This window comes from Streptomyces sp. NBC_01476 (assembly GCF_036227265.1).
Lineage (GTDB): Bacteria > Actinomycetota > Actinomycetes > Streptomycetales > Streptomycetaceae > Actinacidiphila.
Window position 1 is genome coordinate 7,000,387 of sequence record NZ_CP109446.1, and the last position, 21,676, is coordinate 7,022,062.

Consider the following 21,676-nt stretch of genomic DNA (forward strand, 5'->3'; position numbering starts at 1 on the left):
CGTCCGGATCATGAGCCGGGCAGGTGGCCGATACGTACGCGGTCGGCGGCGGTGATCGCGGGTGTGCTCGTGGTGGTTGTGGTGCTCCTCGCGGTATTGATCTCGACCGTCAACTCGGGAGGGAAGTCGACGGCGGCCGGTCCCACCCCGAGCCACGAGCCGTCGACGATCGCACCCGCGCCCGCCCCCAAGGCGACTGTCGCCCGACCGCTGACCCCGGTGACGGGCATAGCCTCCACACACCCGCCGACGGCGACTCACAAGCCCAAACCCGCGCCCGGCAAGGGTGCACCGTCGCCGGCCATCGCGAAGCCGAAGCCGAAGCCCAAGCCCCAAGGACCGTCTCCGGTCGGATCCTGGCGGCTCGGCGCGGGCGGAAGCTCGCTCACGGCAGACACCACGGACGGTGCTCACGCCCTTACCAGTTCCCATGTCACGAAGGGGACGGGCCACGGCGGTTGCGCCGTCTTCAACGGCACGAACAGCGAGGCCACCACCGCGGGATCGGTGCTCAACACCGCGGGCGACTTCACTGTGTCGGCCTGGGTCTATCTCACCAAGAACACGGGCTTCGCCACGGCTGTCAGCCAGGATGGCACCACCGACAGCGGTTTCTACCTGCAGTATTCGTCACAGGATCAGCGCTGGGCGTTCGCGGTGCCCGGGGGCCGGGCGCTGTCGTCCGGTCCGCCGCCGCTGAATACCTGGGTCCACCTGGTCGGAGTGGTCAGCACATACGCCAAGCAACTGCGGCTCGTCGTCAACGGAGAGGTCGAGGGGATCACGGCGCTACCCAAGCTGACCTCCACGACGGGCGACCTGGTCATCGGCCGCGGCCAGTGGAACGGTGGTCCCATGGACTGGTTCCCGGGTGCCGTCAATGATGTCGAGGTCTTCAACCGCGCCCTTACCGACTCCCAGGTCCGCGCGCTCTGAAAGGGTGCTGCAGAAGGGTGCTCGACGCGGGAGCGGACTTTTCGTTGTTCGGCGTTGTCGGCATCCTGTGGCCATGTCCGTTGGTTCTTCACCACGGCTGTTCGTTCACGAACCCCGGACGCGGTGCAGGGGCACGGGTGGGCGTGGCCGGCGTGATGGGGATCCGCGTGGCCTTCGAAGCCGGTGGCACGGCGGCCGGTGGCACGGGGGCCGCCGGCGGCCGGGAACGTTCCGCGGCTGGAGCGGAACGCGGTGCCTGCCCCTTGGGGCCCTTGGGCTCCGAGGGCAGCTCGGACGCCGGTGCGGGCAGGCGAGCCTTGAGCCGGGCGAGGTAGTTCTCCGCGGCGCGCAGGTGGTGACCGCCGGCGCCCGGGACATTGCCGCGCAGGCTGATGATGGACGGCCCGATGCGCAGGGCCTCCGCGTCGTCGCGCACCGCCCGCCAGCAGGCGTCGGCGTTCGAGGCCGCTTGTTCGGTCTCGGGATCTTCCGGGCCTCGGGCCGCCAGCATCTTGAGCGCCACATCCAGGTAGAGCACGGTGGCGAGCGATTCCTGACTGGCAAGCCGCGCGATATGCGCGCGGATCTGGCGCACCTCCAGGAACGCCGCCGACGCCTCGCCGTGCCGGCTGAAGACCTGCTGCTCCAGGGTGAGGGCCAGGGATGACGCGTCGTCGTAACGTCCGTCGTTCGAGGCCGCCACGATGCGGTTGATGGGCTCACGGAATTCGGCGCTGCCGGCGGCCCGTGTTCCGGAGGCGCGCGTACCGGTGCTCTCCGGCCCCGCGGCCTTGCCCGGAGGTGTCTCCGGTCCGGGCGGCCACATCATCCGGACCTCGTGGCGTATCGCCAGGCGCCGAAGCCGGCGGTCCTCAGCGGCACTCCGCGACAGGACGTGCAGGGTGACGAAGGGTTGTACGTCAGGGTCGACATCCATCAGCAGTTGGGACAGGGCAAGGTAGAACGACTCGTCCAACGGCTTGCCCGGCACGTTGATCTCGATGGCCATCTGGTCGGCGGCCACCAGGCGGCCGGCGAGCGGTCGTGCCTGTCCCGCCGGTCCGATGGCGAGCCCGGCCCGCGTCAGGGTGACCTGCCAGGTGTCCGAAAGGGGGATGACTCCCTGTTCCTCCGCGCCGCCGGTATCGGGACCGACCAGGGGGGCACGCCGGCGCAACAGGCGCGGCGACGTCCGGCCGGGGGCCGCGGGATGGCAGACGACGGCCTCCACGAAGGGCCGCCAGGTCGGTGAGCCCTCTGTGTCGACGAGTACCGGCCGCGCACCCCGGACTCCCTCGGGGATCCCGGCGCTGCCGGGGGCCCGGGGCGGTCCGGTCAGCAGTTCCACCTCGATGCCGAGGCTGTCGGCGACCTTCTGCACGGCGGGCAGCAGGTCCCGGTGGTTGCCGGGGGCGAAGCGCAGTTGCGTACGCACCGCCGTCGGCAACGCGGTCAGCAGGTCGGCGAGGTCGTCGGCGGGGACATCGGCGTCACCGCCGGGGCCGGGGGCACCGACGAGCACGGTCAGCTGGTCCGGGTCGACGGGCACCAGGTAGCAGAGGTCTTCGGGTCGCGGTGCGGCCGACCGGGGCGGGCGGACCAGCAGGCCGGCCGGTATCTGCTCGATCACGGACCCCGATGCGGTGTGGGAGGGCAGCCCGGCGACCGCCGTCTGCCAGAAGGGCGCCGGGCTGCGTTGCCCCAGCGGCAGCGGTTCGGCTCCGCGCTGGAACAGTTGCCAGCCGGTGGACGATTCGGTGCCGTCCACGACGAACAGCGTCCCGCCCGGCACGACCAGTGCGGCTCCCTCGGGGGCGAGCACCCGGATGTCCCAGGCGTCCGCTATCCGCTGGGCGAGCGCGGGGTGCTCAGGGGTGCCCGCACCCGCGCCGGACAGCACGAGACGAACGGTCGCCGCGCCCTTCCGCTGCAGCGTGTCGAGCAGTTCAGCCAGCCGGGTCCACAGCGTGGGCGTCACGGAGCCGTCCACGCCGACCACCACGGTGGCGACCTCGTCGCCGGGTTCGGCCACCGCCAGGACGCGGGCGAGCGCGGCGGCGTCGGAGGGCGAGGGGGACGCGGTCGGCGTCGAACGCAGCAGCACCAGTCCGCCGTATTCGTCCACCAGGACAGGCCTGCCCGGGTCGGCCGCCGCACCGGTCTGGTCCTTTCCGTCCCGCTCGGCCCAGCGGGACAAGGCCGTACCCCACCGCGCCAAGGGCTGCCTCTTCCCGGAGCCGTCGCGCTGGTGGACGGACCGGTCGCTGGAGTTCTCCACCATGGCGCTCCTTTCCCAGAGTTGTAGGACTTCCGAGCCCAGGGCTGCGGGGCTGTCCGAGATTCGAGGGGCCGGGAGCGCGTAGAGCACCCCCTTCATCCTTACGGGCGGTGTCGCGGATCGGTTCGCACGGCGGGCGGAACCCGTCATCGTCCCCGAATGAGGGCCCCCGGTAACCGGAACTGGGGGCTGTCGAGGGCGACGCGCCCGCTCGTAGCCTCGGGCACTCGGAAAGTCCGGGCACCCGGGCAGTTCAGAATGGCAAATGGCAGGTGACTGGACGTTATGCCGGACAATGACGACTTCGACTTCGGCGCGCTCGCCCGACACGCCCAGCAGGCGGAGAGCGGGATGGCCGCCGTGCAGGACGATCTGCAGTACATGGAGGCCACTGGCTACGGCCGGGAAGGTCTGGTCGCGGCCACGCTCTCGGCCGAGGGACGGCTTGTCGGACTCACCATCGACCCTTCGGTGATCGACCCCGACGACCCGGAGACTCTCGTCGACCTGATCATGACGGCGGTCGACGGCGCGTTCCAAGAGCTCAGCGTGCAGCGGAACGAACGCATGGCGTCCGTGGTGGACAACCTGAACGGGGTGCTCGCGGGGCTGGAAGGGAGCAGGCGTCCCGGAGGTACCGTCGCGCCCAGGTTCCCCGCCCGCCGCAGGGCGCCGGGGCAGGAACACTGACCCACCGCGTCTTCGAAAGGGGACGAACCGGCGGCAGGAACCAGGGTCTGTCGGACGCCGTGCAGGAATTCCTATCGTGACAAAGGCCCGGCGCCCGGCGTCACCCATGCGACAGACGAAGAGATTTTCATGTCCCGGATCGTCTTCCATCGACCCGCCAGGGTCGTCCCGCCGCCGCTGCCCACTGAGCCGGTGGTGCTCTCGGCACCGCCACAGCCCGTCGGCAGGGACGGCGGCTCAAGCTGGCTGATCCTGCTCATGCCGCTGATGTCGAGCATCAGCATGGCCGCGTACCTGATGTCGGGCGGCAAGAAGATGCTGATCCTGGTCGGCATCGCCTTCGTGGTGATGTCGATCGGCCTCACGGTCGGTATCCGGATGCAGATGCGCGGCCAGGTGCGCAAGCAGAAGGTGCGCGCGAGGGACCTCTACCTGGACCACCTCGTCGAGGTGCGGAAGGTCGCCCGCCAGGTGGCGGAGAACCAGCGCACGGTCGCAGCCTGGGCGTTCCCCTCGCCGTACCGGCTGTGGGGGATCGCGACCCAGCGCCGGCGGGTGTGGGAGCGCCGTATCACCGACCCGGACTTCCTGCGGGTGTGCGTGGGAGTCGGGACCGCGCAGTTGTCGACCCCCATCCGGCTGGCCACCCGCAACGACCCGACGATGGAGTACGACCCGCGGGCCAAGGAGGCCGCGGACCGGTTGATCAAGACCATGTCCACTGTCGGCAGCCAGCCCGCGGTGGTGGACCTGGCGAAGGTCGGCGTAGTCAGCGTGCTGGGCCCGTCGGACGTGGCGCGTGGCGTCGTCCGGGCGATGATCTGCCAGGTCGCGGTGCTGCACGCCCCGGACGACGTCGGCGTGGCCGTCGCCACCGGCGGCGAGGACTGGAACTGGGCCAAGTGGCTGCCGCACACCCACGAACCGGACGCGGCGGACGTGGTGGCCCTGGTCGCCGAGGACTTCGACGGAATCGCCGACCACCTGGAGAAGACACTGGAGGAATCCGCCCAGGCGCCCCGCCGGAGCCTGCTGGACCGTGAAACGCCGGACACCCGACGCCGGCTGGTTGTCGTGCTCGACCACTACGTCCCGCGTGCCGCCTGGGCACGCTCACCGCTGGCCGCCCAACTGCTCGCGACAGCCGGCCCGAGCAGCGCGATCACCGTGATCTGCCTGGTGGACAAGGAGAACGACGAGCCGTCCCGGGCCGACGTGCGGATCCGCGTCACGTCGAACGGTGCGGTCACCCTTGAGGGGCGCCGGGCGGAACCGCGCTCACCGGTCACCGACGCGGTCGCGGAATGGCCGGAACCGCAGTTGTGCGAGGCCATCGCGCGAGCGCTCGCGCCGTTGCGGCTCTCGGTCGAGGGCGAGGAGATCCTCGCCCAGACCATGTCACTGCCCAGCATGCTCGGCGTCACCGAACTGGAGACCTTCGACCCGGAGCGCCTGTGGGTCGCGGAGGAGGACGAAGAGGTCCTCCGCATGCCGATCGGCTTCGACGGCAGCGGGCAGCCGCTGGTGCTGGACCTCAAGGAGTCCGCGCAGGGCGGCATGGGACCGCACGGCCTGATCGTCGGCGCCACCGGCTCCGGTAAGAGCGAGCTGCTGCGCACCCTGGTCACCGGCCTGACGATGACCCATTCACCCGACCTGCTCAGTCTGGTCCTGGTCGACTTCAAGGGCGGCGCCACCTTCGCCGGAGTGACCGAACTGCCGCACGTGGCGGGCCTGATCACCAACCTTGTGGACGACCTCGCACTGGTCGACCGGGTCAAGGACGCCTTGGCCGGCGAGCAGCAGCGGCGGCAGAAGATGCTGCGCGACGCAGGCAACGTCGACAACGTACGGGAGTACCAACTGCGCCGCGCGGCTGGTGCGAAGGGCACCGACGGGCGCCCGCTGGAACCGTTGCCGTACCTGCTGATCATCGTGGACGAGTTCGGTGAACTGCTGTCCACCCGACCCGACTTCATCGAACTCTTCGTCCAGATCGGCCGGGTCGGCCGAAGCCTGGGCATGCATCTGCTGCTCGCCACGCAGCGGCTGGAGGAGGGACGGCTGCGCGGCCTGGAGTCGAACCTGTCCTACCGCATCTGTCTGCGCACCTTCTCCGCCGCCGAGTCCCGGGTCGTGATCGGCACCCCCGACGCCTACCAGTTGCCCCCGATCCCCGGTTCGGCCTATCTCAAGGTGACCGACACCGTGCTGGAACGGTTCCGGGTCGCCCATGTCTCCGGAGTGTACGCGTCGGAGGCGGAGCGGGCCGCTGCCGCCGGACCGGTGCTCACCGAGCCCGCCCTCTTCGGCCTGCGGGTGGCGCCGGACCCGGACGCCGTCCCCGAGGATCGGCAGGAGCGCACGCGTCCGATGATCAGCGGGCCGACCGAGATGCAGCTCATCGTGGCGCGGCTGGGCTCCTCCGGCCAGGCGGCCCACCAGGTGTGGCTGCCGCCGCTGCCGACCGCGTTGCCGCTGGACGATCTGACCGGACCGATCAGTGTCGGGCCGGACCGCGGCATGATGGCCGCGTGGTGGCCGCGCAAGGGAGAACTGTGCGCTCCTGTGGGCGTCCTGGACATTCCCCTCCAGCAGCTTCAGCAACCGCTGGTACCGGACTTCGCCAAAGCCGGCCACCTGGCCCTGGTCGGCGCCCCGCAGTCGGGCAAGAGCACCTTCCTGCGGACGCTCATGCTCTCCACGATGCTCACCCACACTCCCGCCGAGGCGCAGTTCCTCTGCGTCGACTTCGGCGGCGGCTCGTTGCAGCCGTTCGAGCGCGCCCCGCACGTCAGCGGTGTGGCGGGCCGGCACGATACGAACCGGGCGCGGCGCGCCCTGGCCGAGATGCTGCAACTCATCACCGAACGCGAGCGGCTTTTCCGCCAGTTGGGCGTCGACTCGGTCGCCGAGTTCCGCAGGCTGCGTTCCCGCGACAAGCTGCCCCCCGGCGTACGGTCCGCGGACGTGTTCTTGTTGATCGACAACTGGGGCGCGGTCCGGACGGAGATGGAGGGCATCGACGTCTCCGTGCTGGACATCGCCAACCGCGGTCTGGGTGTCGGCGTGCACCTGGTGCTCACCGCCAACCGGTGGGGCGACATCCGTACGGCGCTGCGTGACACCATCTCGGCCCGGCTGGAGCTGCGGCTCAACGACCCGGCGGATTCCGAGATCAACCGCAGAATGGCCAAGGCCTTCGTCTCCGTCGTGTCGGGGCGCGGCATGGCGCCGCCGGGAATCCAGTTCCAGCTGGCGCTGCCCCGGCTGGACGGCAAGGACAGCGCCGACGGCCTCGCCGACGCCCAGGACGAGGCGCTCGGCAAGCTCACCGCGTCCTGGTCCGGGCCGACCGCGCCACCGATACGGATGCTGCCCGCGCGGCTGTCCGTCACCGAACTGGAGATGCCGGCGGGCGACGTGGCGCCGCCCGGCGTACCGATCGGCATCGGCGAGAAGGACCTCGCACCCGTTCACCTGGACCTGACCGGCGTGGATCCGCACTTCCTGGTCTTCGGTGACTCCGGCTCGGGCAAGTCCTCGTTCCTGCGCACCTGGATGAAGGGTCTCGTGGCACGCCACTCGGCGTGGGAGGCACGGATGATCGTCGTCGACTACCGGCGGTCGCTGCTCGGCGTGGTGCCCGAGGACCACCTCGGTCTCTACGCGGGCGACTCCCAGGCGGCGGAGGTCTACATGGGCCAGGTGGCCGCCAAGCTCACGGAGCGGCTTCCGCCGCCCGACGTGACGACGGAACAGTTGCGCGAGCGCAGTTGGTGGACCGGCCCGGAGTTCTACGTCGTGGTGGACGACTACGACCTGGTGGGCAACGGCCGCCAGTCACCGCTGGCGGCGCTGGTGGACTTCGTGCCGCAGGCCCGGGAGATCGGGCTCCACTTCGTGGTGGCCCGGCGGGTCGCCGGCTCCATGCGCAGCCAGATGTCGGAACAGCTGCTGAACCGTATTCGTGAGCTGGGCGCGGCCGGCCTCGTCCTCTCCGGGGACCACCGCGAGGGGGCGATCCTCGGTGACGAGCGGGCGTCCCAGCGCCCACCGGGCCGGGGTGTCCTGGTCAGCCGGCAAGCGCCGTCCGCACTGATCCAGGTCGCGCTCGACGAGTGAGCGGGGGTGCCGTGGTGGACGTCGTCAGCCGTGGCCGCCGTCAATGAAGCGCGCGCCTGTCCAGGGGCTCAGGCACAGGGAGCGTGGGTGGCGTGATGTCGTGGCGGGAGCGGACGCGTAGTTTGGTGAGGATGTGGGAGACGTGGGTCTCGACGGTGCGGCGGGACAGGATGAGCTGTGCGGCGATGTCGGGGTTGGAGTGGCCCTGTGCGAGGAGTTCGGCGACGCGCAGTTCGGTGTCGGTGAGTGCCGGCCAGCCGGTTTTGGGGCGGCGTCGGGTGCCGCGGACGCCGGGGCGTATGCCGAGCTGCCGTAGCCGGGCGGTGGCGCGCCGCGCGGTCCAGGTCGCGCCGAGGGCGGCGTAGACCTCGAGTGCCTCGTTCAGGGTGGTTCGGGCGTCCGCGGGGTCGCCGACGACGGCCTGCACCACGGCGGCGTCCTCCAGCGCATTGCCCAGCTGCGGTTGGCGGCCGACGTCGCGGTAGTACGCCGCGGCGGTGAGCAGCGCCGCCGGGTCGTTGTCCAGCAGACCGCGGCACCAGTCGGCGGCCGCCTGAAGCTGTGGCGCGGGTTTGTACTCGGCGTCCCGCCTGGCGGCACCGGCGGCGGCCTGACGCCGTGGTGCCGGTTTGTACTCGGCGTCCCGCCTGGCGGCATCAGCGGCGGCCCGGGCGGTCGGCCGGTCATCGGCCGCCAGGGCCAATCTGGTGAGGACGGGGAGAACGTAGTACCGGTTGAGCAGCCGCTCGTCCGGTGCCTCGGCCAGGCTCGGTGCGAGAGTCTCCACACCGCGGTGCACTGGTCCGGATCGCTCGGCCTCCAGGGAGCGGGCCCACAAGACGATGGTGGAGACGCCCGACAGGTCATGCCCGGTGTCCCAGTGGGCGAGCTCGTCCAGGTGCTGGGCGGCTGCGCCCCACTCGGCGCGGTGACCGGCGATCAGGACCAGATGGGCCAGCCGGTTGATGCCCATCCCGACACCTGCGGGCACGTCGGCGGCCAGTTCGAATTCCGTCAGGGCGTCGTCCCAGCGGCCCATCACGTACGCCAGTGCTCCGGCCTGCACCCGGAGGGTGCCCAGCCGCGGAGTGCCGAGCCGTTCGGCCTGGGCAATCGACTCCCGAGCCCCGACCGCCGCCTCGGCGAAGCGGTCCAACTCCTCAAGCATGACGAAGCGGTTGCCGAGCAGTTGCAGCCGCAGATCAGCCAGCTCCGGGGCACCGCCCACGATGGCGAGCGCACGGTCGAGATAGGGGAGACCACCCGCGTGACCGTTCTCGTAGACCCGCGTCACCGTCTGTATCTGCAGGGCGTAGGCCATCGCCATGGGATCGGCGTTCTTCTCCCCCGTGTCGAAAGCCTGCTCAGCGACCCTTTCGGCCTCGCTGAGCCGTGACAGCGAGATCAGGAAGCTTGATCTCAGCGCGTCGTGCCGTGCCTGCCACAACGCCGTGGTGCGTGGAGTACCGGCGGCGGATGTGAGTTCTTCGAGGGCGTCGTCGGGCCGGCCGACGCGTTGGAGGCTGCGGCCGAGGACCCAGAGGGCCTGGCCGGTGCGGGCGGGGTCGCTGCTGCGGGCCAGGATGGCCCGGGAGATCTGTTCGGCCTGCTCCCACCTACCCAACGCGAGTGCCACCGTCGCGAGTTGGTCTTCGAGGCCCGCGTGCCGCGGGTCGTCCTCGCCGATGCGGCTCAGGGCGTGTTCGAGGAGTTCGGCCACAATCGCGGGGGCCCGGTAGGTGAGGTCGGCGGTGTTGGCGGCGATCCAGTCCAGTTCCCAGCCGTCGGCGCCGTCCAGCGCCGCCAGCACCAGCGTGGCGACCCGCTCCACCGAGACTCCCGCGGCCATCAGTACCTGGGCGGCCTGCTGCTGGAGCGCCACCCGCAGGGCCGCGGGTGTCGTCTCGTACAGCGAACGCCGCAACAGCTCATGCCGGAACCGCAGCCGCGCTCCCTTCGACTCCAGTACGCCCGCGGTGACGGCCTCCTCCAGCAAACTGACCAGCTCGATCACCGGGCGGCCGACAATCGATGCGAGGTTGGTCACCGAGAAGTCGTGGCCCAGCAGCGCGGCCGTACGTAATACCTCGCGGACCCGCACCGGCAGGAAGTCCAACCGGTCGGCGATCACGGCCGCCAGGGACACCGCCGTCCCAGGGGTGTCGCGGTCGTCCGCCAGCTCTGCCGTGCCCCTGGTCACCCGCACGGCCTCGGCCCGCGCCAGCGCGTCCACCAGTTCCCGTACGTACAAGGGGTTGCCTGCCGCCGAGGTGAGCCGCTCGGTCAGCCGCGGTCCGGGAGCGCCTCCGGTGAGTTCCGCCGTCATGGCCGAGACGTCCGCGCCGGGCAGTCCGCCGAGCGGGAGCAGCACGGCGTTGGCGGCCTGCGCGTCGCCACGCAGTGCGTCGACCTCGGCACGGCGCGGCACCGGGCGCAGGGACCCGACCAGGAGCAGTGGTGCCTGCAGTGCGGTCCGGCACAGCCGCCGCCACAGCAGTAATGTCGCGTCGTCGGCCCAGTGGAGGTCCTCGACCACCAGCACCAGCGGGCCGTCCGTGGTCAGCCGGTCCACCAGACCCAGGAGTTGCTCGACGGCGGCCGTCACCGGGTTGCCGGCGACCATCCGTACGCTCCACTCGGGCACCACCGCCGGACGGGAAAGTGCCGCGGCGACCGCCGCCCGCCGCGGATCGGCCGACTCCTCATGCACCCCAAGGGTGCGCATCATCACCGACAGCGGGAAGCGCTGTCCCAGTTCGTCACAGGCACCGCTCACCACCTGGCACCCTGCAGCCTCCGCGCCCACCAGTCCCGCCGCCAGCAGCGCCGACTTCCCGATCCCGGGCTCGCCCTCGACCAGCACCACCCCGCCGCGCCCACCGGCGACATCCGCCACCAGCCGACGCAACACCTTCAACTCCGCGGCACGCCCAACCACAACCGGCACGTCAACCATGGCCAGATCCTACCGACCACAAGGTAACCAAATGGCACGTGTAGCCCCCAAACAGGCAACAGACAGGGAGGTGCGTGCCGCGCCGCCGTATGAGCGTGCCGTTGCTTACGCCGGGGTCACGTGGACCGCGCCGGAACGATCCCTCCCGGGACCACCGCCCGTGGTCGGCACACCGTCGGAATGAAAATCGCCCAACGCGTCGCGCAGCGCACGCACGGCCTTGTGTGTGCGTGACTTCACGGTGCCTTCCGGTATGCCGAGTGCCTCGGCCGCCTGCCGCACCGACTGGTGCAGGATGTAGACGTGCGTCAGGACTTCCCGGTGCATGGCGGACAGGCACGCCAACGCGTCACGCAGGACCTGGCGGTCGAGGACCTTCTCGAACGGATCCGCAGTCAAGGCCATGTCCTCCAGCGCATCGTCCTCGACCTCGGTGGGGCGGGCGGAGGTGGCACGGTGCGAGTCGATGGCCAGCCGCCGCGAGACGGTCAGCAGCCACGGGCGGGCCGCCTCCGGGCCGTCGTCGTGCAGCACATCGAGGTTCTTCCAGGCGCGCAGCATGGTCTCCTGCACGAGATCCTCCGCGGCCTGCCGGTCGCCGCGGGTCCAGCGGAGCAGAGTACGGAACACCGGGGCCGCGTTGACCTCGTAGAGCTCGCGCATCCGCTGTTCGGTGCGCGGCGAGCGGGACGGCATGGACGGTATGGGGGCAGGTGTGTCGATCGCTGTTGCCGTCATGGTCCGGTCCCCTTTTTGTCCTTCGCTGGATCCCCTACCGATCCTGCGACATCGGGGGCGCCGAGACATCCGTGAGGTCACTGAGATGTACGTGCCGATGGAGCCCGGCCCCACGGTCAAGACCTCAGTGAGCCGGCGGAGGCGGTCGATCGACCCCGGCCCCACAGCCAGGTCTACGGGCGTCACACCGATGTGGTTCTCCCAGGACGCGAACCGGTTGGCGGCGTCCAGGGGCGGACACCCGGAATGAGGCGGATACCGGAATCAGGCTGACCCAGGGGACATCTGAACGGGGGACTGGGCGCACGTGGTGGATCGCGGAAATGATGAAGGAGCGTAGATCAGGTCGCCTCACAGGAAGGGTTGATCGCTATGGTGGCAGGGCCATCGACGGGTTACCAGGTAACACCGGAGCAGGTGTCGACCGCCGCCGCGTCGTGCACATCGACCGCGGCAGACGTGCAGCAAAGGCTGGCGGCGCTCAAGTCCTACGTCGTCAACATGGAGGCCATGTGGCAGGGGGTCGCCGCCAACACCTTCCAGCAGATGATGGCGGAGTACGACATCCTCTCCAAGATGCTGCACGACGCGCTGACCGACATCGCCAGCGGGCTGAACGGTAACTACGTGAACTACACCGAGTCCGAGCAGGCCAACGTCAACTCGATCACCAGCATCCAGAACTCGCTGGGCGAGCGCGCGCGGGTGGGGCCGGCGTCCCTGACCTGACCCGCCACCCCTGGCAACCCCCCAGCGACAAGGAGCACTCATGACGAACATCGATGGCGCGAGCCTTATGGTGCAGGCAGACCTTGAGGGTGCCGGCCAATGGATCAACAACGCCTCCCAGGGCATCGCCGACGAACTGAACAAACTCATCGGCCTGCTCGAACCACTCCAGGCGACCTGGACCGGTCCGGCCGCCGGCTACTACGGGGGCCTGCAGGAAGAGTGGAACTACGCCGCCGAGGGGCTGTTCGGCCCCTACGGCGTACTGGGCGAGATCGCCCGTGCGATGAACGTCAACTGGAACAACTACTCCGAGGCCGAGTGGTCGAACGTCAAGACCTGGCGTACAGGCTCCTGACCCGGATCTGAGGAACCCGTCACAGTGGACGAGAAATGCCGCATCACGGTGGTGGGCGAGCGTCGGCAGGTTGACCTGACCGTACCCGCCGGCGCTCCGATCATGACCTACGTCCACACTCTGGCCCGCATGTGCGAGCAGAACGATTCGGACGTCATGCCGTCGGCGTGGACCCTGGCCACCCTCGTCGGTGGGCCGATCGCCCCCGAGTGGTCGCTGGCCGAGCTGGGAATTGTCGACGGCCAGGTCTTCTACCTGCGTGACGTCATCGCGGACGAGTACGCCGATCCGGTCGTGCACGACGTCGGAGAGCGGGTCGCCGAGGTCACCGCAGAGGCTCTCGACACCCCCTGGAACGACCGTACCCGGACGGTCACCGTGCTGCTCTCCGGGCTGGCCTGGCTTGTCGCCACCCTGCTGGTGCTCGCGGTACTGCTCCAGCTCAGCGCCGGCGTCCTCGCCGACGCCGGACTGGCGGTCGGCCTGGTGCTGCCCGCCCTGGCCTGGGTGGCGGGGGAGCGGGGATGGCCCATCCCGGCTCGGTTGCGTACCGCGATCGCACTGTGTGCGGTGCCGGTTCTGGCGATCGCCGCGTGGATGCCGGCGACCGGCTACGACGGCGGTCAATCGGGCGGCGGGCACGGGTCTGTGACCGAGGCGGGACTGACGGCGGCGGCTCTCACCACCGGTTCGCTGGTCGGCGCGCTGCTCGCGATGGTCGCCGCTCCCGGGGTGGCCACGAGCGGCGTGTCGCTGGCGGCGCTGGTCGCCGCGGTGCTCGGCATCGGACTGGGACTGCTGCGGGCGGACCTGACCGAGTCGGCCGGTGTTGTCGCGGTGGTGGCCTTCTGGCTGCTGACGATCGTGCCGAGGACCGTGAGCGGGTTGGTGGCCTTCGCCCACCGGCGTGCTGAGATGCGGGCACCGGTCGAGCCGGATGGCCTGGTGGAGGCGGCGGTACGGCACGCCACCCGTCTGCTGATCGTGTGGAACGGCGCACTCTGCGCGGTGCTCGCGCTCGCGCTGGTGGCGCTGGCGGCTGCGCCGTCCTGGTACGCCGGCGCGGCGGTCGGCTGCCTCGGGCTCGGGCTGCTGCTGCGCGCGGGGGCGGGCCAACTGGCGGCCGAAGTCGTGCCGGTCGCGTTCGCGAGTGCGGCCGGTCTGTTCACCCTGGTGATCCTTGGACCTGACCGTCTCGGCTGGGGCGGGTGGGTCGCGCCGACCAGTGCCTTTGTGATCGCCGCTGCCCTGCTGATCTACGGGTTCCGGCGCCTGATGCGCCGCCCGGGGCTGCCCTCCATGGCGCGCCCGCGGTGGCTGACCCCGGCGGGTTCGGTACTGGGCGGGGCCGGCGTCACTCTGGTCGTGGCCCTCTTCGGTGCCTTCGGCCACTTCGTCCAACTCGGCCACCACGTATAAGGCGCGAAAAGTGACCGGACTCCTACGTGGCGGGCGGGACATGCGAGTGGTCCCGGGCGCTCTCCAGCCGAAGTCCTTCCCTGAGCAGGCCCAGCTCAATGGCCTTCCGGGTGAGGTCCGCCTTGTTCCCGACGTTCAACTTGTTGCGGATCCGCTTGACGTAGGTATTGACCGTGGCCTCGGTCAGGCCCATCCGGCGGGCGATCTGACCGTGCGTCAAGCCCTCCGCGAGCCGGCGCAGCGTCTCTATCTCGCGGCGGGCGAGGGCGGGCGGCGCGTCCGTGGGTTCGCGCAGCTCGACGTGGAGGCGTGTGGCCAGACCGGGCGAGAGGTAGAGGCCGCCGCGGGTCACCGTATCGACCGCTCGCAGCATCTCCTCGTCGTCGGACTGCCGGGTCACACAGCCGAAGGCACCGGCGCGTACGGCCTCGGTCACCGTCTGCCGGTCCCAGAAGTCCGCGATGATCAGCACCCGGCCGCTTTTCGCGAGAAGGCCGATCGACTCGGCGAGGGTGTCCTCGGCCTGCGGGGACGGCCCGTAGAGGATCGCGTCGAAGTGCTCGCCGCCGGGGTCCAGTTGCGTGGGCTCCTGTGTGACCGTGGCGAGGTTGACCTGTCGATTCGCCACGATCAGGCTCTGCAGACCCCGGCGGACCAGACTGTGATGTTCAACGATGGCAATCTCCGTCATGCGGTGCATCGCGCTCCTGCCGAAAATCGGTCGTGGGGACGGGCCCAGGTGTTCCTGATGGCCTCAATCCGCTTACGGTGCCGGACGCCCGCTGGTTCACTCAGACCTCACCGGCCTCCGGCCACGACAGGCCCTGGCGGCCCGATCGCCCTTGAGCGCTCTCGCCGGCGGCGGCCGGCCGGCGGTCCGCGCGATTCCCACCCGATACCGACAAGGAGCGTTACCCCCGCATGATCGACGAGGACTGGCGCGGATTCCACTCCGCATTCGCCGACGCCGTGCGGCCCGACGACCCGCAGGGCCGGGCGGGACGACGCATGCTGGTCATCGGCATCGCCGTATTCCTGGCCACGGCCCTCGGCGCGTTCGCGAACGGCGCCCTCGGCGGTGGCGCGGCGGCGCAACCGAGCGCCCTCGCGCCCATCACACCCAGCCCTACGCCGACGACCGGCCCCCTGGTCCCGCCGTCGGGGCAGAAGTGGTCCACCATCGCGGGCCCGAGCTGTACCAACGCTGCCGACGGCACCAGCAGCTTCGCGGTGTACGGGTACTACACGGGAACCAACGGCGACGGTACGACGGGCTGGACCACCTCGTCCCAGGGCGGTTACCTGGGCGACGGATGTTCCGGCGGGTACATCTCCATCCCGGTCTCGGGTCAGGGGACCGGCTACAACGACAGCCGCCTGGCGCTGTGGAAGTTCGACTTCAGTGCCACGTTCAGCCACGCCTCTTGCCGGCTGTCCACTTATGTGCCTGAAAACTCGGCGCGCTCGTCCGTCGGAGGCGACCCCGCCTACTTCTACTACTACGGGACCGACTACTCGTACGGCGCGAAGATGGACTCGTTGGGCGGATATCTGGTCAACCAGGTGTCCAAACAGGGCCGGTGGAACGAGGGAACCCCCTTCACCGTCGCGACCGGCAAGGTCACGGTGAAGATGGTCGACGCGGGCTCCAAGCACGGTTCCAAGAACGCGGACGCCCACGTCGCCGCCGCCCAGATCCGGCTCACCTGTCTGTCCACATGACGGCCGGGATGCGGGTGGCCGCCCGCGGCTGGGGGACGTACCGGACGATCACCGCGGCCGTGCGTGAGGCGGAACCGGGCGCTGTGGTGTCCATCCAGGCGGGCACCTACACGGAGTGCGTCGTCCTGGACCGGGATGTGACGCTGGTCGCTGAGAAGGGTGCCTCCTCGGTGCGCGTCGTCGGCGTACGCGGACCCGCGCTCGCCGTGCACGGCGCGGGCGGCACGGTGCGGGGTCTGGTACTCGAGGGCAGCGGCGGCGAACCGGCCGTCTCGGTCACCGCCGGTTCGGTACTGATCGTCGACTGTGAGATCACCGGTGGCGGCGTACAGGTCAGCGGGACCGCGACGCCCGTCATCCGGGACTGCGAACTCCACCACACCGGCCAGATCGGCCTCTACCTCGCTGGCGACAGCCGGTCGGTCGTCGAGAGCACGACCATCGCCGACGTGGACGCCGTGGGAATCCTGGTGGACCACGGCGCCGCGCCGTCGCTGAACCGGGTGACGGTCACGCGGACCGGGGGCCACGGCATCCGCGTCACCGGCTCGGCCCGCGGCACCTTCGACAACTGCGCCGTCACCCACACAGGTGTGACGGCCGTCGCGGTGGACGGCAGCGCCCGTCCCCTGCTGCGCGGCTGCCACATCAGCGACAGCGCGGCCGGCGGGGTGCTCGTCACCGGAACCGCCGGATCCGAGGTGGTCAACGGGACCGTCGCCGAGCAGACCGCGGACGAAGGCCCGTCGGCCGGAGGGGAGTTCGGGGTCTCGCTGCGCGGCTGCGAGATCGCCCGCACGGCACAGGACGGGGTGCACGTCACCGGACGGGCCGTCACCTCCTTCGTCGGCTGCCGGGTCAGCGACATCAAGGCCGCCGGGATCGTCGCCGGTGAGTCGAGCCGGATGCGGCTGGAGGACACCACCACCACCGACACGGCCGGCTCCGGACTCGCGGCGCGCGGCGAGGCGCGGGTCGACGTCCGCGCGGGCGGGTTCGCGCGCTCGGGAGCCAACGGCGTCTACGTGTCGGACGCCGCGGAGCTGACCCTTGTCGGCTGCGCGGTCACCGACGCCACCTACACGGCCGTCCACGCCGGCGGCACCAGCCGGGTGACGCTCCGCGACAGCCAGGTCCGGGGCACCCCCGAACACGGACTGCACATCACCGGGGACGCGTTGATGACCCTGACGGGTGTCGAGATCGGCGACGCCGCGCTCTGTGGCATCTCGGTCGACGGAGGCGACCTGGCGGCACGGAACTGCATCATCTCCAAAGTGGCGACCGGCGTCAGGCTGAGCACGGACCACCGCCCGCTGATCGACGACTGCGACATCACCTCCTGCACCGGAGTGGGCCTGGACATCGCCGCCGCCGGAATCGTCACGGACACCCGGATCAGCGATACGGGCGCGACCGGCGTCTTCATCCGGGAGAGTGCCGCGGCGTGGCTCACCGACTGCTCCATCACCGACACCAAGGGCACCGGCCTGGTGGTGCAGGCCGACGCCGCCCCACGGGTCCGCGGTGTCGCCATCGCCCGTACCGCGAAGAACGGCCTGTACGTCGCCGCGAGCGGCGCCGGGCGCTTCGAGAACTGCGACATCGGCGCGACCGGCTACCCCGCCGTATACGTGGGCAGCGAGGCCGCGCCCTTGCTGCGCGGCTGCTTCTTCCACGACATGGACGAGGACCTGAAGATGGAGGAGGACGCGGCGGCGACCGTCGAATCCTGTCGGAGCCAGGACGTGAAGGTGCCCACCCTGCCCGAGGACGCCACCGCCGTGTCCGTACCGTGGGGAGCCGTGGCGGGAGCTCCGGGGCCGGGAGGTCCCGCTCCCGGTGTGCCGGCGACGGCAGCGGGTGCCGGGCAGACCGCGTCGGACTCGGCCGAGAGCCTCACCGAGGTGCTGGACGAGTTGCATGGCCTGGTCGGTCTGGAGGGCGTCAAGACCGACGTCAGCACCATGGTCAAGGTGATGCAGATGGTCCGGCAGCGGACCGAGGCCGGGCTCGCCGCGCCGCCGCTCAGTCGGCACCTGGTCTTCGCGGGCAACAGCGGCACCGGCAAGACCACCGTCGCCCGGCTCTACGGCCGTATCCTCGCCGCGGTGGGGCTGCTCTCCCGGGGGCACCTGGTGGAGGCGGACCGCGGCTCCCTGGTCGGTGAGTACGTCGGGCACACCGCGCCCAAGACCACCGCCATTTTCCGGCGCGCGCTGGGCGGGGTGCTGTTCATCGACGAGGCGTACGCGCTCACCCCCGGCGGCCAGAGCGCCGACTACGGGAAGGAGGCCATCTCCACCCTGGTCAAACTGATGGAGGACTACCGCGACGACGTGGTGGTCATCGTCGCCGGGTACCCCGACGAGATGGAGGGTTTCGTCGACGCCAACCCGGGCCTGGCGTCACGGTTCACCCGGACCCTGGTCTTCGACGACTACGACGGCGAGGAGCTGTCCCAGATCGTCGAGTGGAACGCGCGGCAGCACGAGTACGAGCTGCCCGAGGACACCCTGGTCGCGCTGCTCGACTACTTCGCCTCGCTGGTGCGCGACGACCGGTTCGGCAACGGCCGTACCGCCCGGCAGACCTTCCAGCGGATGACCGAGAGGCACGCCCAGCGGGTGGTCGACCTCATCGCGCCGACGACCGAGGACCTGGTGACCCTGCTCCCGGAGGACCTGCCGCCGGTGAAGTGAGGGGACAGCGGGAGAGACAACCGGGAGAGACAACAACGCCGCCTGCGCCGGGAATCCGGGGCAGGCGGCACCGCGCGGGCCACGCTACGACCCGGGGAACACCGAGTTGGAGTCGGTGTAGGTGTACATCTGCCCGGCGTTGTTGAGCAGCGCGGTGAACGCACCCATGACCTCGATCGCGCCCGCACCGGCCACCATCAGCTTGGACAGCTGGGGGTTGATGGCGTCACCGAAGGCTTTGGCCTCGGAGTCGAGCTCGTTGAGGTGCCATATGGGGTGGTCGGTGCCGGTCTCAGCGGCGGCCTTTCCGTGCTTCGTTTCCCAGTGCCCGACGTTCTGCCCGAAGAGGTTGGGATTGTTGATCGCGCTCCGGACGGTCTTCAGCACGGCCTCGTAGCCATGGGTGGACGTCTGCGTCGCGGTCATGCACGCCTGCTCCGCCGTCCTCAACGCCCCGAGGTCGATGGAGAACGAGCCACCGGGCAGTCCGTCCGAGGGGGTGCCCGACGAGTTGGGGGACTGGCTCGGCACGAAGTCGGGCGCCGTGCTGTAGGCGTCGGTCAGGTCAGGCATGGCGACGACCGTGCCGTTGTCGGTCTTGGACCCGTCGTCCTTGATCTTGGTCGGCGAGCCCCCGTAGATCGCGTCGTAATCGTTGGCGGCGGTCTGCTGGTCCTTCTTGCCCTTGGAGGACGGGTCGACGTTGGGCTGCCACGGCTCGGCCTGGTGTTTCGACTTGATCGGATCGACCATCGGATCCCTCGCTCTCGGTGGACGTCTCAGAGCCGACAGAGTTTCTCAGCTCAGATCCTGTCGTGCCCGCCGGCCGTCCGTCGATGTCCATCTTCCTGGACTGGGACTGGCGCCCGGAACTGGGATCTGCCGACGGGGTTCGTCGCTCCCTACCGTGGTGAGCTGGGCGACGATTGGGGTGAGCCAGTGACGACGCCGGAGAACGCCGGGGCCCAACAGGGGTCGCAGGGTAATGGTTCGGAGCAGCGGGTGGTCGACGGCCGGCCGCTGTCGGGGCATGCGACGACGGACGGTGGGTTCGTCTCGGACGACGGCAGGACGTATGTGTCGCCGGCGGGTGTGGTGGAGCACGGTTTGACGGCGCCGGATGGTTCGTTCCTGCCGAATGGTGTGGTGCGGACGGTCGATGGTCAGCAGGTGTACGGGAGTGTGCTGTCGGACGGGTCGTTCCGTTCCGAGGACGGGACGCTCACGGTTCTGCCGTCGGGTGTGGTGGAGCATGGGCGGACGACTCCTGATGGTGCGTTCGAGTATCAGCGGACTGTTGATGGTCAGCAGGTGTGGGGGAGTGACACCAAGGACGGGTGGCTGTCGTCCGACGGGAAGACGTATGTCGACGGGTCCACGGGTGAGGTTCAGCATGGCCTGACGGCGCCGGATGGTTTGTTCCTGCCCAATGGTGAAGTGCGGACGGTCGATGGCCGGCAGGTGTACGGGAGTGTGGGGAAGGACGGGTCGTTCCGTTCGGAGGACGGGACGCTCACGGTTCTGCCGTCGGGTGTGGTGGAGCATGGGCGGACGACTCCTGATGGTGCGTTCGAGTATCAGCGGACTGTTGATGGTCAGCAGGTGTGGGGGAGTGACACCAAGGACGGGTGGCTGTCGTCCGACGGGAAGACGTATGTCGACGGGTCCACGGGTGAGGTTCAGCATGGCCTGACGGCGCCGGATGGTTTGTTCCTGCCCAATGGCGCGGTACGGACGGTCGATGGCCGGCAGGTGTACGGGAGTGTGGGGAAGGACGGGTCGTTCCTGTCGGAGGACGGGACGATGTTGGTTCTGCCGTCGGGTGTGGTGGAGTACGGGCGGACGACTCCTGATGGTGCGTTTGAGTATCAGCGGGACGTCGACGGTCAGCAGGTGTGGGGGAGTGACACCAAGGACGGGTGGCTGTCGTCCGACGGGAAGACGTACATCGATTCGTCCGGTAAGACGGAGAAGGGGATCACCAGCCCGAGCGGCCAATTCATCCCCGGTGGTTCGACCCACACGCTCCCCGACGGCACGGTGCTCTACGGACACCAGGACGGCGGTGACTTCGTCACCGCCGACGGTTCCACCGTCGTCCTGGCGAACGGCACGGTGCTGAACGGCAGCACGGACCCCGCGACCGGCATCTTCACCGCGAACAGCGGCGGAACCTACTCCATCGATGACAACGGCATCACCCCCGTCACCAAGCAGCCCGACGGTTCGTATCTGCTGCCCAACGGGCAGACCATCATGACCGCCGACTCGTGGCGCATCGACCTACAGGCTCTCTCCGACGCCATGGGGCTGGTCTCGCGGAGGGCCGAAGACGTCAATGGTTACTGCCAAGCGATCACCGGACAGTACGCAGCGATCGAGGCGTCGTGGTCGTCACCCGCAGGAGACTCTTTCGCGGACGCGTCCAAAAAAGCCAATGACGCGATGGCGTCCACCCGAGGTCTCCTCAGGGACGTGATCAACCGTATGAAAATGAGCTACGACAACTACGTACAGGCAGAACACGCCAATACCAAGAACTCCACCGGGAGTTGATACGCCATGGCACTTCCCGCCAACTGGGATTCGGCTGTGATCAGGGTGGATCCGTATGCCTTGGACACCTGCAGGCACACCCTCGACACGGCGAGCCACGACATCCTCAATGCGCTGACCGACATCATCAATTCACTGAACGCCCTCAAACTCGCGTGGACCGGTGACTCGGCCGGCACGGCGACCGACTACCAGCAGCGCTGGGATGCTGTTCAGACCAAGCTTTACGGCACTCAGGCCGACCCGAGCACCGGAGCCTTGAACATCCTGGCCGGCGGAGTCGCTCAAGCCGCCTCGAACTACAGTCACGTCGAGGCCGGTATCGCCGACATGTTCAACTCGTTCGAAAAGGGTCTGCTGAATTCGTCGAGCGGCGGCGGCAACCAGATCGACGAGGCCAGGGGAACACCCATCCCGAACTATCACACGACCACGGTCAACGAGATATTCTGAGGCTGCGCTGAGAC

Annotated in this window: 15 protein-coding genes; 10 read left to right on the forward strand and 5 right to left on the reverse strand. The window is 69.6% G+C overall.

The genetic code is table 11. The features are described from left to right. Positions 1–63 precede the first annotated feature (63 nt). Positions 64–936, forward strand: coding sequence for a LamG domain-containing protein (locus OG552_RS30505; RefSeq protein ID WP_329138365.1), 873 nt, complete (start codon positions 64–66; stop codon positions 934–936). 88 nt (positions 937–1,024) lie between these two features. Here the strand turns inward: OG552_RS30505 and OG552_RS30510 are convergent, their stop codons facing one another. Continuing rightward, on the reverse strand, positions 1,025–3,217 hold the full coding sequence (locus OG552_RS30510) for a hypothetical protein (RefSeq protein WP_329138367.1): 2,193 nt from the start codon (positions 3,215–3,217) through the stop codon (positions 1,025–1,027). 282 nt (positions 3,218–3,499) lie between these two features. Here OG552_RS30510 and OG552_RS30515 point away from each other — a divergent pair, with 282 nt between their 5' ends. Then, complete coding sequence (locus OG552_RS30515) at positions 3,500–3,904, forward strand: YbaB/EbfC family nucleoid-associated protein (RefSeq protein WP_329138369.1); 405 nt, start codon at positions 3,500–3,502, stop codon at positions 3,902–3,904. A 129-nt stretch (positions 3,905–4,033) separates the two neighbouring features. Next, on the forward strand, positions 4,034–8,029 hold the full coding sequence (eccCa, locus tag OG552_RS30520) for a type VII secretion protein EccCa (RefSeq protein WP_329138371.1): 3,996 nt from the start codon (positions 4,034–4,036) through the stop codon (positions 8,027–8,029). A gap of 40 nt (positions 8,030–8,069) precedes the next feature. Here the strand turns inward: eccCa and OG552_RS30525 are convergent, their stop codons facing one another. Both OG552_RS30525 and OG552_RS30530 read right to left on the reverse strand, forming a co-directional pair. Then, complete coding sequence (locus tag OG552_RS30525; RefSeq protein ID WP_329138373.1) at positions 8,070–10,985, reverse strand: helix-turn-helix transcriptional regulator; 2,916 nt, start codon at positions 10,983–10,985, stop codon at positions 8,070–8,072. A gap of 105 nt (positions 10,986–11,090) precedes the next feature. Continuing rightward, positions 11,091–11,723 carry a sigma-70 family RNA polymerase sigma factor gene (locus tag OG552_RS30530; protein ID WP_329138375.1) on the reverse strand — a complete coding sequence of 211 codons (633 nt, stop codon included), beginning with the start codon at positions 11,721–11,723 and terminating at the stop codon, positions 11,091–11,093. A 372-nt stretch (positions 11,724–12,095) separates the two neighbouring features. Between OG552_RS30530 and OG552_RS30535 the strand changes: the two genes are divergently transcribed. Genes OG552_RS30535 through OG552_RS30545 form a run of 3 tightly spaced genes read left to right on the forward strand, consistent with a single transcriptional unit; the run spans position 12,096 to position 14,229 of the window. Further along, positions 12,096–12,452 (forward strand): WXG100 family type VII secretion target, encoded by a 357-nt coding sequence (locus OG552_RS30535; RefSeq protein WP_329138377.1) that lies wholly within the window; start codon positions 12,096–12,098, stop codon positions 12,450–12,452. 40 nt (positions 12,453–12,492) lie between these two features. After that, on the forward strand, positions 12,493–12,810 hold the full coding sequence (locus OG552_RS30540) for a WXG100 family type VII secretion target (RefSeq protein WP_329138379.1): 318 nt from the start codon (positions 12,493–12,495) through the stop codon (positions 12,808–12,810). 24 nt (positions 12,811–12,834) lie between these two features. Further along, positions 12,835–14,229 carry an EsaB/YukD family protein gene (locus OG552_RS30545; protein WP_329138381.1) on the forward strand — a complete coding sequence of 465 codons (1,395 nt, stop codon included), beginning with the start codon at positions 12,835–12,837 and terminating at the stop codon, positions 14,227–14,229. A 22-nt stretch (positions 14,230–14,251) separates the two neighbouring features. Here the strand turns inward: OG552_RS30545 and OG552_RS30550 are convergent, their stop codons facing one another. Next, on the reverse strand, positions 14,252–14,920 hold the full coding sequence (locus tag OG552_RS30550) for a response regulator transcription factor (protein ID WP_329138383.1): 669 nt from the start codon (positions 14,918–14,920) through the stop codon (positions 14,252–14,254). 230 nt (positions 14,921–15,150) lie between these two features. Here OG552_RS30550 and OG552_RS30555 point away from each other — a divergent pair, with 230 nt between their 5' ends. Beyond that, positions 15,151–15,951: a hypothetical protein gene (locus tag OG552_RS30555; RefSeq protein ID WP_329138385.1), complete on the forward strand. Its 801-nt coding sequence runs from the start codon at positions 15,151–15,153 to the stop codon at positions 15,949–15,951. Further along, positions 15,948–18,653, forward strand: a complete 2,706-nt coding sequence (locus OG552_RS30560) for a right-handed parallel beta-helix repeat-containing protein (RefSeq protein WP_329138387.1) — start codon at positions 15,948–15,950, stop codon at positions 18,651–18,653. Before OG552_RS30555 ends, OG552_RS30560 begins: the two co-directional genes overlap by 4 nt. 84 nt (positions 18,654–18,737) lie before the next feature. On the opposite strand, the gene OG552_RS30565 is transcribed toward OG552_RS30560, so the two are convergent. Beyond that, complete coding sequence (locus tag OG552_RS30565; protein ID WP_329138389.1) at positions 18,738–19,406, reverse strand: hypothetical protein; 669 nt, start codon at positions 19,404–19,406, stop codon at positions 18,738–18,740. Between the two features lie 186 nt (positions 19,407–19,592). Here OG552_RS30565 and OG552_RS30570 point away from each other — a divergent pair, with 186 nt between their 5' ends. Both OG552_RS30570 and OG552_RS30575 read left to right on the forward strand, forming a co-directional pair. Then, positions 19,593–21,209 carry a WXG100 family type VII secretion target gene (locus OG552_RS30570; protein ID WP_329138391.1) on the forward strand — a complete coding sequence of 539 codons (1,617 nt, stop codon included), beginning with the start codon at positions 19,593–19,595 and terminating at the stop codon, positions 21,207–21,209. A 6-nt stretch (positions 21,210–21,215) separates the two neighbouring features. Continuing rightward, positions 21,216–21,662 (forward strand): WXG100 family type VII secretion target, encoded by a 447-nt coding sequence (locus OG552_RS30575; RefSeq protein ID WP_329138393.1) that lies wholly within the window; start codon positions 21,216–21,218, stop codon positions 21,660–21,662. The last annotated feature ends 14 nt before the right edge of the window (positions 21,663–21,676 follow it).

Coding starts and splice junctions, on each gene's coding strand:
- OG552_RS30510 (WP_329138367.1), bottom strand. CDS start 3,217: ATGGTGGAGAACTCCAGCGACCGGTCCGTCCACCAGCGCGACGGCTCC.
- OG552_RS30515 (WP_329138369.1), top strand. CDS start 3,500: ATGCCGGACAATGACGACTTCGACTTCGGCGCGCTCGCCCGACACGCC.
- eccCa (WP_329138371.1), top strand. CDS start 4,034: ATGTCCCGGATCGTCTTCCATCGACCCGCCAGGGTCGTCCCGCCGCCG.
- OG552_RS30525 (WP_329138373.1), bottom strand. CDS start 10,985: ATGGTTGACGTGCCGGTTGTGGTTGGGCGTGCCGCGGAGTTGAAGGTG.
- OG552_RS30530 (WP_329138375.1), bottom strand. CDS start 11,723: ATGACGGCAACAGCGATCGACACACCTGCCCCCATACCGTCCATGCCG.
- OG552_RS30535 (WP_329138377.1), top strand. CDS start 12,096: ATGGTGGCAGGGCCATCGACGGGTTACCAGGTAACACCGGAGCAGGTG.
- OG552_RS30540 (WP_329138379.1), top strand. CDS start 12,493: ATGACGAACATCGATGGCGCGAGCCTTATGGTGCAGGCAGACCTTGAG.
- OG552_RS30550 (WP_329138383.1), bottom strand. CDS start 14,920: ATGACGGAGATTGCCATCGTTGAACATCACAGTCTGGTCCGCCGGGGT.
- OG552_RS30555 (WP_329138385.1), top strand. CDS start 15,151: ATGATCGACGAGGACTGGCGCGGATTCCACTCCGCATTCGCCGACGCC.
- OG552_RS30560 (WP_329138387.1), top strand. CDS start 15,948: ATGACGGCCGGGATGCGGGTGGCCGCCCGCGGCTGGGGGACGTACCGG.
- OG552_RS30565 (WP_329138389.1), bottom strand. CDS start 19,406: ATGGTCGATCCGATCAAGTCGAAACACCAGGCCGAGCCGTGGCAGCCC.
- OG552_RS30575 (WP_329138393.1), top strand. CDS start 21,216: ATGGCACTTCCCGCCAACTGGGATTCGGCTGTGATCAGGGTGGATCCG.